Origin of the sequence: Limnohabitans sp. Jir61, assembly GCF_003063545.1 — a bacterium.
Lineage (GTDB): Bacteria > Pseudomonadota > Gammaproteobacteria > Burkholderiales > Burkholderiaceae_C > Limnohabitans.
Genome location: NZ_NESD01000002.1, coordinates 31,125 through 43,957, shown reverse-complemented (window position 1 = coordinate 43,957; position 12,833 = coordinate 31,125). Strand labels below are relative to the sequence as shown.

Below are 12,833 nucleotides of genomic sequence, written 5' to 3'. Positions count from 1 at the left end.
GTGCAAAATATGCGCCTTGACGTTGAAGCCGATAGCATGGCTTGTGCGGCGATTGCTGGCACAGAAACTGCATCCTTCATCCTCGAAACACTTTTTAATCCAACAACCCTAGCAGGAGAACTTGATGGCCAAGACCGTCGCAGACGTAATGAAAATGGTGAAAGAGAACGAAGTTAAATTCGTTGACTTCCGTTTCACCGATACCCGTGGCAAATGGCAGCACATCACTGCGCCCGTGTCGCAGTTTGACGAGAGCAAGTTCGAAGAAGGTCAAGCGTTTGACGGTTCTTCTATTGCTGGCTGGAAAGGCATTGAAGCCTCTGACATGTTGTTGATGCCTGATCCAAACAGCGCATTGATCGACCCCTTCTTCGAAGAAATCACCCTGGTTTTGGTGTGTGACGTGATCGAACCCACAGACGGAAAAGCCTATGAGCGTGACCCACGTTCGATCGCTAAGCGCGCTGAGTCTTTCCTCAAGCAGTCTGGCATTGGCGACACCGCTTACTTCGGTCCAGAGCCAGAGTTCTTCTTGTTTGACGAAGTGCGTTGGAGCACTGAGCCAAACAACACTTTCTATTCCATCAATGAATACGAAGGCCCATGGAACAGCGGCGAGAAAACCGAAGGCGGTAACCGCGGTCACCGTCCTCGCGTCAAAGGTGGCTACTTCCCAGTGCCTCCCGTCGACAGCACACACGACATGCGCAGCGAAATGTGCTTGTTGCTCGAGTCAGTTGGTATTCCAGTTGAAGTGCACCACCACGAAGTGGCGGGCGCTGGTCAATGCGAAATCGGCACCAAGTTCTCTACTTTGGTCGAGCGCGCTGACTGGACATTGCTGCAAAAGTACGTGATTCACAACGTGGCCAACGCTTACGGCAAAACTGCCACATTTATGCCTAAGCCATACGCTGGCGACAACGGTTCTGGCATGCACGTTCACCAGTCCATCTGGAAAGACGGCAAGAACTTGTTCGCAGGTACTGGCTACGCTGGTTTGTCTGACTTGGCTCTGTACTACATCGGCGGCATCATCAAGCACGCCCGTGCTTTGAACGCCATCACCAACCCAGGTACCAACAGCTACAAGCGTTTAGTGCCTCACTTCGAAGCGCCAGTGAAATTGGCTTACTCCGCCAAGAACCGCTCTGCTTCGATCCGTATTCCTAACGTGGCCAGCGACAAAGGTCGCCGCGTGGAAGCTCGTTTCCCAGATCCATTGTGCAACCCATACCTCGGCTTCGCAGCCTTGTTGATGGCTGGTTTGGACGGTATCGAGAACAAGATCCACCCAGGCGAAGCAGCTACCAAAGACTTGTACCACCTCCCTCCAGAGGAAGACAAGTTGGTCCCAACCGTGTGCTCTAGCTTAGACCAAGCTTTGGAAGCACTCGACAAAGACCGCGCCTTCTTGACCAAAGGCGGCGTGTTCACCGACTCATGGATCGACTCTTACATCGAATTGAAGATGCAAGAAGTGACCCGCAGCCGCGTGGAAGTGTCACCTGTCGAATACGACATGTACTACTCGCTGTAATTCGTTGCAACGAAGCGTGCAATAAAAGGACGGCGCAAGCCGTCCTTTTTTGTTTCAACTCCTATTTAGTGATGACCTCTTTGTTGCGCCACTCTTCTTCGATTGATCGCGTGTTACGTGAAGCCCTGTTGCTAGGGGTGTGTTTGGCTGCGTGGTCAGCCAATGCCACGTCAGAGCAGCAGCACATTTACCGCTGCGGTAACGCCTATACCAACCAGCCAGACCCTGCAGGCAACTGCAAGCCCTTGGTCGGCGGCAGCGTGACTGTGATTGAGGGCACGCGCGTGCAAGGTCCGCAAGCAGCGTCGTCTAGCGTGAACGCTGGTGGCGGCTCGAGCGTCGGTGCTGCAAGAGTTGACAGCGCAGACCAGCGTCAGCGCGATCTGCATGCACAAGTGGTTTTGCAAGCCGAGTTGCAACGTGCCAAACAGCAGCAAGCTGAGTTGCTGAGAGAGTGGAACAACGGTGAGCCAGAGCGCCGCGCCGATGAGCACCGACAACCCCAAAAATACCAAGAGCGTGTGGCGCAATTGCGCGTTGCGCTGCAGCGCATCGACGCGGATGTGGCTGGGCTGCAGCGTGAACTTGCGCGCTTGCCCGCGCCCGCATCAACCGGAGCCAAACCATGACAGCCCACTCTGGGACTCATACCTCACCCACCTATGCCCAAGCGTTTGACTTGCTGGCCACCTTGGTAGCCGTGGTGCGTATCGATGGTGTCGTGGTGTTTGCCAATGCGGCGCTAGAAGATGTAATGGGCGTCTCGCGTCGCACCATTGAAGGTTCGCCATTGGCCAGCTATTTCACTGAAACCTCGTCGTTTGTCAACGCTCTTCAAGGCGCGCAAACCAACGCCTTTGCCACCATGCGCTATGACGCGCTGATACGTCGTCCATTGCAAGAGCCCTTGCCCGTGCACGTCATCGTGGCCCCAACCGATGTGATGGGTGAGGTGTTGGTTGAACTGCTGCCCTTGGAGCAGCAAACCCGCCAAGACCGTGAAGAGCGCCTGATCGACCAAGCCCAGGCCAACAAAGAGCTGATTCGTAACTTGGCTCACGAAATCAAAAACCCTCTGGGTGGTATCCGTGGCGCGGCGCAGTTGTTGCAAATGGAGATTGAGAGCAAGGACTTGATCGAATACACCCAAGTCATCATTCACGAGGCCGACCGCTTGCAGCTGTTGGTCGATCGTCTGTTGGCGCCACATCGCCGTCCGCATGTGGTGGGCGATGTGAACATCCACGAGGTGTGTGAGCGTGTGCGCAGTCTCATCTTGGCCGAGTTCCCCAAGGGCCTGCGTGTGGTTCGTGACTATGACACGTCCATCCCCGAATTCCGTGGTGACCGCGAGCAGCTCATCCAAACCGTGCTCAATATCGTGCATAACGCAGCCCAAGCGTTGGCGGACCGCGTGCTCGAAGGGGACGCTGAGATCGTTTTACGCAGCCGCATCAGCCGTCAAGTAACTTTTGGCAAACAACGCTATCGGTTGGCACTGGAATTGCATGTGATAGACAACGGGCCCGGTATTCCACAAGATATCAAGGACAGGTTGTTTTTCCCCTTGGTATCTGGTCGAGATGGCGGTTCTGGTCTGGGGCTGAATTTGGCACAAACTTTTGTGCAACAGCACCATGGCTTGATTGAGTGTGACAGTGTGCCGGGACGCACGGATTTCAAAATTCTGATCCCGTTGCCTTGAAGCCTCAGGTGGCCCCTAACCTAGAAAAGAAAGAGCCGAGATGAAATCGATTTGGATTGTGGACGACGACCAGTCAATTCGCTTCGTGCTGGAAAAAGCGCTGTTGCGCGAGAACCTGCCCACCCGCAGCTTCACCAGCCCCCGCGAAGTGCTGCAAGCGCTCGACTCGGTGAGCGAGGAAGACGGCCCGCAAATTTTGGTCAGTGATATTCGCATGCCCGGTGGTTCGGGCTTGGATTTGCTCACCAAAGTGAAAGAGCGTTTGCCCGCACTGCCCGTCATCATCATGACGGCCTTTTCTGATTTGGACAGTGCGGTATCGGCCTTTCAAGGCGGCGCGTTTGAATACTTGCCCAAGCCCTTTGACTTGCCCAAAGCTGTCGAGTTGATTCGTCGTGCTTTGGATGAAAGTCAACGCGAACAACAGCAAAGCGAGCAACAAGACGCTACGCCTGAAATGCTTGGCCAAGCGCCTGCCATGCAAGATGTGTTTCGTGCGATTGGCAGGTTGAGCCAAAGCAATGTGACGGTGATGATCACGGGCGAGAGCGGCTCTGGTAAAGAGTTGGTGGCCCGCGCTTTGCACAAGCATTCACCTCGCGGCGATGCAGGCAACAAAGGCCCATTCGTCGCAATAAACACGGCGGCGATTCCGAAGGATTTACTGGAAAGTGAACTCTTTGGACATGAGCGTGGCGCCTTCACTGGTGCACAAACCACACGTCGAGGCCGCTTTGAACAAGCCGAAGGCGGCACGTTGTTCCTTGATGAAATTGGCGACATGCCGTTTGATTTACAAACCCGTTTGCTACGCGTGTTGAGCGATGGCAATTACTATCGCGTGGGTGGTCACAACGCCATCAAAGCGGATGTCCGCGTGATTGCAGCGACTCACCAAGACTTGGAAAAACGCGTCAAAGACGGCGTGTTCCGTGAAGACTTGTTTCACCGCTTGAACGTGATTCGGTTGCGCTTGCCCGCTTTGCGTGAACGTCGCGAAGACATTCCCACTTTGACGCGCCACTTTTTGCAGCAGAGTGCACAACAATTGGGCGTGGAATCCAAACGGATCTCAGATGGTGCACAAAACGTGCTTAACCAATTTGCATTTCCGGGCAACGTGCGTCAGCTCGAAAATATTTGTCACTGGCTGACCGTCATGGCGCCTTCGCAAGTGATTGAGCCGAAGGATTTGCCACCTGAAGTTACCCTCAGTGGCGAAGCCCTCACTGCGATGAGCCACACGGGCCAGGACACCTCTGGCTTTCATGCGGCGATTACACCTGAGACGGTTCATACGTCTTCTGCGCCCAGCGTAGTCAGCGAAAGCAGCATGCCGCCTGTGGTGCTCAACATGCCCGGTGCAGATTGGGAGCAGGGCTTAGAAGCAGAAGCCATGAGCTTGCTCGTGGCGGGCCGCACGGATGTGTGGGATGTGTTGGTCAATCGCGTGGAAGCGAAGTTAATTCAAACCGCCTTGGCCAACACGCGGGGCCGGCGCATTGAAGCCGCTCAAAAGTTGGGCATTGGACGCAATACCATCACCCGAAAAATTCAAGAATTGGGTTTGGATGATTGATCTGGCAGGCCCTTATGTGCAAGGGCTTGTGATTTGATCAAGCGAGCGTCACCACGACCGGCGTGTGGTCGCTGGGGCGCTCGTTCTTGCGTGGGGCTTTGTCGATTACGCACGTTTGAACTGTAGGCTTGAGCGCATCGCTCACCAAGATGTGGTCAATGCGCAGACCACGGTTGCGGCGGAATGCAAACTCTCGGTAGTCCCACCAGCTGTAGCTTTTTTCGGCTTGTTCAAACAAACGAAATGCGTCATGTGTGCCGAGGTCAATCAAAGCTTGAAAGTGATCGCGTTCTTCTAAGGTGCAGTGGATGGTGTCTTTCAAGGCCACAGGGTCCCACACATCGCGGTCATCCACGGTAATGTTGAAGTCACCCATCAACACCAGCTTGGGGTATTGTTTAAGTTCTTCGCGCAGCCAGTTTTGCAAGGCCTCTAGCCAACGCATTTTGTAAACAAACTTGTCGCTGCCGGGTGCTTGGCCATTGGGGAAATAGGCGCAAATTACACGCACGCCATCGACCGTGCCTGCAATCACTCGGGCCATGTCATTTTCAAAGCCGGGGATGTTTTTCACCACGTCAGTGGCTTGGCTGCGGGAGAGTAGGGCCACGCCGTTATAAGTTTTTTGCCCAAAGAAAGCCACCTTGTATCCCGCAGTTTCAATGGCTTCTTGCGGGAACTTGTCGTCGGTGCATTTGGTTTCTTGCAGCACCAAAGCATCGACGGGGTTGGCCGCCAACCAGTCCAGCACTTGAGGTAAGCGCACGGTGAGTGAGTTGACGTTCCAAGTGGCGAGTTGCATGTGTGTTCTTTAGAAGTGAAGTGCAGCCATGATGCCGACTGCAATGCCGAGCGCACCTGCGCCAAACATGGCGTATTCGACCCATGTTTTACGGGTGAGCAGGGCAATCGCAGCCAAGGCAATCGCCACTTGCAGCACCGTGGTGGCTTGTGCCCAGCGGTGGTGCTGGTGCATTTGAGCTTCAGACATTTCGTCGAACTCTTTGGATTGAGCTTCTAGCTTTTCTGCGCCGGCTTTGATGTCAGCTTTCTCGGTTTTGTAGCGTTCGATCTGGGCTTGATAGTGCTCTGCCTTACTGGCAGGTGCCAATTCCAACGCCAGCTCCGTCAAGTTTTGCTTGCTGCTTTTGGCTTGGTAGTAATTCCATTGGTTGGAGGCTTCGGTTTTTTTGATGGCTGCATCGTTTTTGTACAAGCCAGCTGCGGCTTGTGTTGCGCCACCCATATAGCCAAAGATCGCACCCACGGTGGCGATGATGGCAGTGAACATGGCGATCTTGTTGGTAAAGCTGTTGCCGTGACCACCGGCGGCATGTTCGAGTTCGTGGTCGTGTGGGCCATGGACGTGAAAACCGTGTTCAGACATTCAAAAAGCTCCTGCTTAAAGTGTGTGAGTGAGGGTGACGAGACTGTAAGTCAAACCATTCGCAGCGACGTGAGTGGATCGTGCGGTTTCTTGCCAGCTGCTGTCGAAGGTGGGGGCGAAGGCGTCGCCTTCAAAGTCGGCATCGATTTCGGTGACGACCGCGCGTGAAGCCAAAGGCATTGCTTGCGAATAGACCTCAGCGCCGCCAATCACCCACACCTGAGCATCAGCAGGGCAATGCTTTACAGCTTCTTCAATAGAGTGAGCAACGGTAGCACCTTCGGCTTGCCAATCAGCTTGGCGCGTCACAACGATATTGGTACGGCCGGGCAGGGGGCGAAATTTAGGTGGGAGCGATTCCCATGTTTTGCGGCCCATCACCACGGGCTGGCCAAGTGTGGTTTGTTTGAAGTGAGCGAGGTCTTCTGGTAGGTGCCAAGGCAAAGTGTTGTCTTTGCCAATCACGCCGTTGCGCGCGCGCGCAAAAATCAAATTCAAGGCCATGGCTTAGACCGCCACGGGGGCTTTGATGGCACCATGGCATTGATAGTCCAAAACCTCGAAGTCTTCAAACTGGTAGTCGAAGATAGAGTCGGGTTTGCGCTTAATGTTCAATGTTGGATAAGCAAACGGTTCGCGGCTGAGCTGCAGCGCCACTTGTTCGTGGTGGTTGCTGTAAATGTGGCAGTCGCCACCGGTCCAGATGAAGTCGCCAACATCGAGGTCGCACTGTTGGGCCACCATGTGGGTGAGTAGGGCGTAGCTGGCGATATTGAAAGGTACGCCCAAGAAGATGTCGGCGCTGCGCTGATACAGCTGGCAGCTGAGCTTGGCTTTTTCACCTGGGTTTTGTGCAGGGGCCACGTAAAACTGGAAGAACGCATGGCAAGGCATGAGTGCCATCTTGTCAAGCTCCGCCACGTTCCAAGCGCTCACGATGATGCGGCGGCTATCGGGGTTGCTTTTGAGCGTGTCGATGACTTGCTGAATTTGGTCGATGTGGCCGCCATCAGGGGTGGGCCAGCTGCGCCACTGAACGCCGTATACGGGCCCGAGGTCACCGTCTTCACGTGCCCATTCGTCCCAGATGGTGACGTTGCGTTCTTTGAGCCAATTGTTGTTGCTCGAACCGGTGAGGAACCACAGCAGCTCTTGGATGATGGAGCGCAGATGAACCTTCTTGGTGGTCACTAGCGGGAACCCTTCGTTCAGGTCAAAACGCATTTGATGACCAAACACGCTTTGGGTGCCCGTGCCGGTGCGGTCGGTCTTGGCAACGCCATGGCTGGCGACGTGCTGCATGAAGTCTTCGTATTGGCGGCGGATGGGGCGCATTAGGGTAATTCGGTAAAAAACTACTGAGAGTTTAAGCGCAGTGGCGTTTGTTCGACGTAATAATTAAGTTTTCTACGCCACGGGGTGTATTGACGACTATTGAGCACCCTGCGACATTAACTACTGAACTTTTTATCAAGCAGTGACGAATCTGTGCATATGCCATCTAACGAACATAGAGAACAAGACGCCACGCGTAGCGTCTACGACAGCTGTGACCCCGTTTACCTTCGAAAATTGCGCGAAGAGGCGGGAATAGATTTGGTCGCTTTGGCACGTACTGCATGTTTGTCTTTGGCACAAGTTCGCCAACTGGAAAGCAGCGACAGCGACAACTTGTTTTACTCAGATGCCATCAAACGTCAAGCTTATAAACGCCTGCTGATGATATTGGGCGCAGAACCTCCTACGGTTGAGGTTCCGCAAGCTTTGCGTGATGCACATCAAGTCGCAGAGGCGCACCTTAATACATTGGATCAAATTGTGGCGATGAGCCATCAGCCGATGCTTAATCGGACCGCATCGGATGTTGTTCGATCTTCTGCCAATAAAGTCATTGAGCATAAGCAGATGCTGGGCGCCTTTTTGCTCCTGGCTATTGCTGTGGCGCTATTGGTATTTCAAGTGCCACAAAAATTAGAAGTTCTGAATTCGCAAGTTGCAGCCACTGTCGTTGCACCAGCCTCAGAAGTTATTCAACCGATACATGTGCCTGAGCCTGTGGCTTCAGCCGCAGTGCAGCCTCTCTCTTTACCTGTTGCCTCTGCCCCCACTTTGTCGGCTTCGGCGCCATCGGTGGTGGCTTCTGTTGCAACTTTTACACCTGTCGTTACTCAGACCGCGGCCTCTGCTGCAAGTGGCTCAAGTAAAACTTGCGCCTTCACTACAGATGTCATACCGCAGCTCACCCCTCTGATCTCTCAAAAAGAAGGGCGTTATGTCTATTTGATGAGTTCGGCTAATGTGGAAATTTGTGTGGTCGATGGCAACAAGCAAGCCACGATTCTGCAGCTCAAGGCAGGTGAAAACCGCAGCGTCTACGGTGTTTCGCCTTGGCAGCTTTCTGGTTCAAACTTGCAAAAGGTTCAAATTTATTTCCAAGGCGGTCGCGTGTCCCTACCTGATAACGCTGCGACTCGTGTCAAGTTGGTGGAAGTGCCTGTTGCACATTAAATTATGTTTAAGAAGTTGAAATTAGGTCAGCCTTCAAAGGACCAGCAAATTGATAAAACGGTGATTGGCCAATCTGCTGTGGTCGTAGGCAATATTGTGTCGCAAGATTTGGTGCAACTGAAGGGGCATGTGGTCGGTAATATTGATGTCAATGGTAGCCCCAATGCGCAGTTGTCAGTTCTTTCGCAAGCTCATGTGGAGGGCGACATTAATGCACAACAGGCTGTTGTCAATGGCGTCGTGATGGGAAATATCGAATCCAATGGTCGTGTCGAATTGCATGCAGGTGCAGATGTCAAAGGTAATATTTCATATGCGACCATGGCCATTGAGCATGGCGCTAAGTTGTACGGAATGATGAGTAATAACAATGTCGAGCAACATTGAAAAAAAACACCCTTTAGGGCATGTGATCATCATTGATGACGATACATCGGTGCGCCGCAGTCTAAGTTCAATGCTTGAGCGTACAGGCTATCAGGTTACGTTGTACGAAAGTGCAGACGCTTTTCTCAGCAATCCTGTTGTGCCGCATCCGTCTGTCATTGTTTCGGATATGCGCATGCCTGGAACGACCGGCGTACATTTGCAAGAGCAACTCAAGACGCTTGCCCAATGCACGCCTGTTGTTTTTGTGAGCGGTGATAGCCGGCCTGAGGAAATCATCATGGCGATGAAACAAGGCGCAGTAGATTTTTTACTCAAGCCTTTTACTGCTCAGGCGATGCTGGATGTCATTGAGCGTGCAATGCACTTGGCTGAGCATGCAGTCCGCGTCAACGATAAAAACCTTCTCGTGTCTGAGCGTTTGCAACGCCTGACTCCGCGCGAGATGGAGGTCTGCCACTGGATGGTGCGCGGCTATACCAATCAGCAAATTGCAGCCATAGATGGTGGCGCGTCTGCAACGATCAAACTACACCGCGCACGCGTGATGGACAAAATGTCGGCAAGAACTCTCCCCGAGTTGATCGACATGTTGATCGGTATGGATATTCCTGCACCTAGGCGAACAGCGTCAGCGTAGGACGCGACCTGGGTTCAGCACGCCCTGTGGGTCGAGTGCTTGCTTAATTTGTTGCATCAGCTTCAAAGCAACAGGGTCTTTGAAGTGAGGCAGGTCATTGACCTTCATGCTCCCCACGCCATGTTCGGCGGAAATTGACCCATCAAAACGTTTGACAGATTGATAAACCAACTGATTCACGCGTTCTTCGTTGTCTCTTAAAAACGCTTTGCTATCGCCATGTTCTGGCGCTTGTACGTTGTAGTGCAAATTACCATCCCCGAGGTGACCAAAGTTGACCAAGCGCACACCTTCAATTTCGCGTTTCAGTTGTGCATCTGTTTCTTCCACAAAGCTCGGTATAGATGAGATTGGCACTGAGATGTCGTGTTTGATGTTTAAGCCTTCTTCGGCTTGCGCGAGCGTGATACTTTCTCGGATATGCCACAAGTTGCGCGCCTGAGCCAGGTTCTCAGCCATCACCGCATTCGTGATGCAACCGTTGCCAAACGCCACTTCTAACAAGTGTTCAAAGCGTTCGCGTGCATGGTCCTGCGATTCGCTGTCTGAGTTTTCAATCAACACACAGTAAGTCGCTTCTTGCCACAGAGGTACGCGCAAGTGTGGGAAGTGTTTGTCGACCAAGCTCAGCGCAAATTGGCCCATCATCTCAAAGCCTGTCAGTCCAGCACCCAAGTGTTGACGCGCCAGACCCAGCAACTTCACAGCATGCGTCACAGATGGCACAGCTGCCCACGCCGTTAGATTAGCTGCCGGCATCGGATAGAGCTTCATCGTGGCTGCCGTGATGATGCCTAAGGTTCCTTCGCTGCCAATCATGAGGTTGCGCAGGTCATAGCCAGTGTTGTCTTTGCGTAAACCACTTAGGCTGTGCATCACGTCACCTTGTGCGGTCACCACCTCCAAGCCTAAGCACAGCTCTCTGGCGTTGCCGTAGCGCAGAACCTGCGTTCCACCTGCATTGGTCGCTAAATTGCCACCAATCGTACAGCTGCCTTCTGCGCCCAAGCTCAGCGGGAATAAAAAGCCTGCTTGCGCTGCAATTTGTTGTAAATTTTGAAGAATGCAGCCCGCTTCTACTGTGATCGTCAGGTTGTCTGCATCAAGTGTCCTGACGGTTTTCATGCGTTGCAAGCTCAGCAGGACTTGTGTGCCAGATTGATCAGGGATTGAGCCGACCACCAAGCCCGTATTGCCTCCTTGTGGCACGATGCTCACGCCAGTCTGCGCGCACGCTTTAACCACCTCCGCTACTTGCCGTGTGTTGGCGGGGCGCACCACAGCCAATGCTTTGCCACGCGTGCGCTTGCGCCAATCTTGTTCGTAAATTGTCAAGTCACCTTCTGACAACACATAGGCCTCACCCAGCAGTGTGCGCAGTCTCTTCAACAGCTGGATTTGGTTTGTAGTGTGCATCTTGGCCTTAAGCGCTTGGCATTTCTACGAGTTCATTGTCTTTGGCGTATTTCAAGCGCAGACGCACATGCAGTGCACAGGCTGCGAACAATGTGACACATAAAAATATTTCCGCGAAGGCGAAGTAATTGCTTGGCGCTGAATCTCCCCAAGCGCGCACGACGCCTTCAGTGAAATACAGCCAAATCAACAAGCTCAGCCAGCGATAGGTGTACATGCGGTTTTTCAACAAACCGGTAAGTGGAAAACACAAAGGCAACACTTTGAGAGCTAGCAATGTGCCTCCAGGTCGCAGTGGCGCAAGCCACAGTTCCCACATCAAGCCAAGCACGATGAGCCCCATCAGGCAGCTCACTGCGATAAACCGAGTGAGTGTTACATGATGGAATGAAATTTCTTGAGGGTCGAGGGTAGAGTCGTGCATAGAAAGTGGGATGATTCAGGCCATGATTGTCCCGCAACTCCATGATTTTTTTGAACGGCTATCCCAATTCCCTTGGCGCAACACGGCGCGTACCTTGCGCCAGCGTTTTCGGGAAGACCGCCTAGGCCAAACCGCAGGCAGTTTGACCTTCACCACCACGATTGCGCTGGTGCCTATGCTGACTGTGGCGTTGGCTGTGTTGACAGCTTTCCCTCTGTTTGGCGACTTTCAAATGGTGTTGCAAAAGCGGTTGGTGGAGAGCTTGGTGCCCGATAACATCTCTCGCCAGGTGTTGGGTTACTTGACTCTGTTTGCAAGCAAAGCCAGCCGCTTAGGCGTCGCTGGCGTGATGGTCTTGTTGTTTTCAGCCTTGGCACTCGTATTCACGATTGATCGCACCCTCAATGCCATTTGGCGTGTACGCAAGCGCCGCCCCTTGGTACACAGCATGTTGTTGTACTGGACGGCCATCACATTGGGCCCTTTGTTGATGGGTTCAAGTTTGGTGATGATGTCTGAGTTTGTCGCAGCTTCTCGCGGTGTTGCACCCGAGGGGGCTGGGAACTTACGTTGGCTGTTCGGGACTTTGGAATTTTTATTGTTGGCTTGGGCGGTGAGTGCGCTTTATCGCTTTGTGCCTTACACGCAAGTGCGTTGGCGTCATGCCTTGGTCGGTGGTGTGTGGGTGGCTGCAGCAACCGAGCTGGCTCGTCGCGTGTTGGCCTATTACTTCGGTCAAATGCCCACCTATTCGGTCGTTTATGGTGCGTTTGCCACTGTGCCTATTTTGTTGGTTTGGATGTATCTGGCTTGGTCGATCGTGTTGATCGGGGCCGTGTTGGTGGCCAACTTGCCCAGTTTGTTGGGCGGTATTGCACGTGATGGTCGCAGCGTGGGGTGGCGTTTTCAGTTAGCCATTGAGGTGATGCAACGTTTGCAGTTGGCACGCAACACAGATGAGCACGGTGCGAGCATGACGACCTTGTGCGAAGACCTCGCACTTGACCCGTTGCAAATTGAAGACGTACTGGCTGCGTTGGTTGATCTTGACTGGATCGCACGTTTGAGCGAGTCGGTGGATGCACGGCAAACGCATGTCAAAGAAGCGCGCTACGTGATGCTGGCCGATCCGCATCGCACACCACTGACGCCCCTGATGGAACGATTGCTCTTGGTGCGCAGCCCAGAGGCTGAGGGCCTCTGGATGAAGTGGCAAGACTTGCGCTTGCGCGATGTGCTCTGAGTCG

The 12,833-nt window shown here is 53.4% G+C and carries 14 protein-coding genes; 8 read left to right on the top strand and 6 right to left on the bottom strand.

Features of this window, described 5'->3' with window-relative positions:
* Positions 1-124: 124 nt before the first annotated feature.
* The 4 genes from glnA to ntrC all read left to right on the top strand — a co-directional run bounded on the left by glnA (position 125) and on the right by ntrC (position 4,824).
* On the top strand, positions 125-1,540 hold the full coding sequence (gene glnA, locus B9Z35_RS06450; RefSeq protein WP_108282892.1) for a type I glutamate--ammonia ligase: 1,416 nt from the start codon (positions 125-127) through the stop codon (positions 1,538-1,540).
* 71 nt (positions 1,541-1,611) lie between these two features.
* Positions 1,612-2,169 carry a hypothetical protein gene (locus tag B9Z35_RS06445; protein ID WP_108282891.1) on the top strand — a complete coding sequence of 186 codons (558 nt, stop codon included), beginning with the start codon at positions 1,612-1,614 and terminating at the stop codon, positions 2,167-2,169.
* A complete protein-coding gene (gene glnL / locus B9Z35_RS06440; protein WP_108282890.1) occupies positions 2,166-3,245 on the top strand; it encodes a nitrogen regulation protein NR(II) in 1,080 nt (359 codons plus the stop codon). Before B9Z35_RS06445 ends, glnL begins: the two co-directional genes overlap by 4 nt.
* A gap of 40 nt (positions 3,246-3,285) precedes the next feature.
* On the top strand, positions 3,286-4,824 hold the full coding sequence (gene ntrC, locus B9Z35_RS06435; protein ID WP_108282889.1) for a nitrogen regulation protein NR(I): 1,539 nt from the start codon (positions 3,286-3,288) through the stop codon (positions 4,822-4,824).
* A 37-nt stretch (positions 4,825-4,861) separates the two neighbouring features.
* Here the strand turns inward: ntrC and xth are convergent, their stop codons facing one another.
* The 4 genes from xth to B9Z35_RS06415 are packed head-to-tail and all read right to left on the bottom strand — an operon-like array spanning position 4,862 to position 7,546.
* Complete coding sequence (gene xth, locus B9Z35_RS06430; RefSeq protein ID WP_108282888.1) at positions 4,862-5,626, bottom strand: exodeoxyribonuclease III; 765 nt, start codon at positions 5,624-5,626, stop codon at positions 4,862-4,864.
* Positions 5,627-5,635: 9 nt separating this feature from the next.
* Positions 5,636-6,211, bottom strand: a complete 576-nt coding sequence (locus tag B9Z35_RS06425) for a DUF4337 domain-containing protein (protein WP_108282887.1) — start codon at positions 6,209-6,211, stop codon at positions 5,636-5,638.
* Between the two features lie 15 nt (positions 6,212-6,226).
* The gene (locus tag B9Z35_RS06420) at positions 6,227-6,715 is read right to left on the bottom strand and encodes a dihydrofolate reductase (protein ID WP_108282886.1); all 489 of its coding nucleotides are present in this window, start codon (positions 6,713-6,715) and stop codon (positions 6,227-6,229) included.
* A gap of 3 nt (positions 6,716-6,718) precedes the next feature.
* Positions 6,719-7,546 (bottom strand): thymidylate synthase, encoded by an 828-nt coding sequence (locus B9Z35_RS06415; protein WP_108282885.1) that lies wholly within the window; start codon positions 7,544-7,546, stop codon positions 6,719-6,721.
* 294 nt (positions 7,547-7,840) lie between these two features.
* Between B9Z35_RS06415 and B9Z35_RS06410 the strand changes: the two genes are divergently transcribed.
* Genes B9Z35_RS06410 through B9Z35_RS06400 form a run of 3 tightly spaced genes read left to right on the top strand, consistent with a single transcriptional unit; the run spans position 7,841 to position 9,746 of the window.
* A complete protein-coding gene (locus B9Z35_RS06410; RefSeq protein WP_146178963.1) occupies positions 7,841-8,719 on the top strand; it encodes a hypothetical protein in 879 nt (292 codons plus the stop codon).
* A 3-nt stretch (positions 8,720-8,722) separates the two neighbouring features.
* A complete protein-coding gene (locus B9Z35_RS06405; protein WP_108282883.1) occupies positions 8,723-9,106 on the top strand; it encodes a polymer-forming cytoskeletal protein in 384 nt (127 codons plus the stop codon).
* Positions 9,090-9,746, top strand: coding sequence for a response regulator transcription factor (locus B9Z35_RS06400; protein WP_108282882.1), 657 nt, complete (start codon positions 9,090-9,092; stop codon positions 9,744-9,746). The genes B9Z35_RS06405 and B9Z35_RS06400 overlap by 17 nt, the downstream gene beginning before the upstream one ends.
* On the opposite strand, the gene B9Z35_RS06395 is transcribed toward B9Z35_RS06400, so the two are convergent.
* Together B9Z35_RS06395 and B9Z35_RS06390 are read right to left on the bottom strand one after the other, a co-directional pair.
* Complete coding sequence (locus B9Z35_RS06395; RefSeq protein WP_108282881.1) at positions 9,738-11,162, bottom strand: FAD-binding oxidoreductase; 1,425 nt, start codon at positions 11,160-11,162, stop codon at positions 9,738-9,740. The genes B9Z35_RS06400 and B9Z35_RS06395 overlap by 9 nt on opposite strands.
* 7 nt (positions 11,163-11,169) lie before the next feature.
* A complete protein-coding gene (locus B9Z35_RS06390) occupies positions 11,170-11,586 on the bottom strand; it encodes a DUF2069 domain-containing protein (protein WP_108282880.1) in 417 nt (138 codons plus the stop codon).
* Between the two features lie 94 nt (positions 11,587-11,680).
* On the opposite strand from B9Z35_RS06390, the gene B9Z35_RS06385 reads away from it, so the two are divergent.
* Entirely contained in the window at positions 11,681-12,829 is a 1,149-nt protein-coding gene (locus tag B9Z35_RS06385; protein ID WP_233246498.1) for a YihY family inner membrane protein, read from the top strand.
* Positions 12,830-12,833 lie beyond the last annotated feature (4 nt).

Bases quoted from the DNA above. Each gene is read 5' to 3' on its own strand.
- glnA (WP_108282892.1), top strand. From the start codon at position 125: ATGGCCAAGACCGTCGCAGACGTAATGAAAATGGTGAAAGAGAACGAA.
- B9Z35_RS06445 (WP_108282891.1), top strand. From the start codon at position 1,612: ATGACCTCTTTGTTGCGCCACTCTTCTTCGATTGATCGCGTGTTACGT.
- glnL (WP_108282890.1), top strand. From the start codon at position 2,166: ATGACAGCCCACTCTGGGACTCATACCTCACCCACCTATGCCCAAGCG.
- ntrC (WP_108282889.1), top strand. From the start codon at position 3,286: ATGAAATCGATTTGGATTGTGGACGACGACCAGTCAATTCGCTTCGTG.
- xth (WP_108282888.1), bottom strand. From the start codon at position 5,626: ATGCAACTCGCCACTTGGAACGTCAACTCACTCACCGTGCGCTTACCT.
- B9Z35_RS06425 (WP_108282887.1), bottom strand. From the start codon at position 6,211: ATGTCTGAACACGGTTTTCACGTCCATGGCCCACACGACCACGAACTC.
- B9Z35_RS06420 (WP_108282886.1), bottom strand. From the start codon at position 6,715: ATGGCCTTGAATTTGATTTTTGCGCGCGCGCGCAACGGCGTGATTGGC.
- B9Z35_RS06415 (WP_108282885.1), bottom strand. From the start codon at position 7,546: ATGCGCCCCATCCGCCGCCAATACGAAGACTTCATGCAGCACGTCGCC.
- B9Z35_RS06405 (WP_108282883.1), top strand. From the start codon at position 8,723: ATGTTTAAGAAGTTGAAATTAGGTCAGCCTTCAAAGGACCAGCAAATT.
- B9Z35_RS06400 (WP_108282882.1), top strand. From the start codon at position 9,090: ATGTCGAGCAACATTGAAAAAAAACACCCTTTAGGGCATGTGATCATC.
- B9Z35_RS06395 (WP_108282881.1), bottom strand. From the start codon at position 11,162: ATGCACACTACAAACCAAATCCAGCTGTTGAAGAGACTGCGCACACTG.
- B9Z35_RS06390 (WP_108282880.1), bottom strand. From the start codon at position 11,586: ATGCACGACTCTACCCTCGACCCTCAAGAAATTTCATTCCATCATGTA.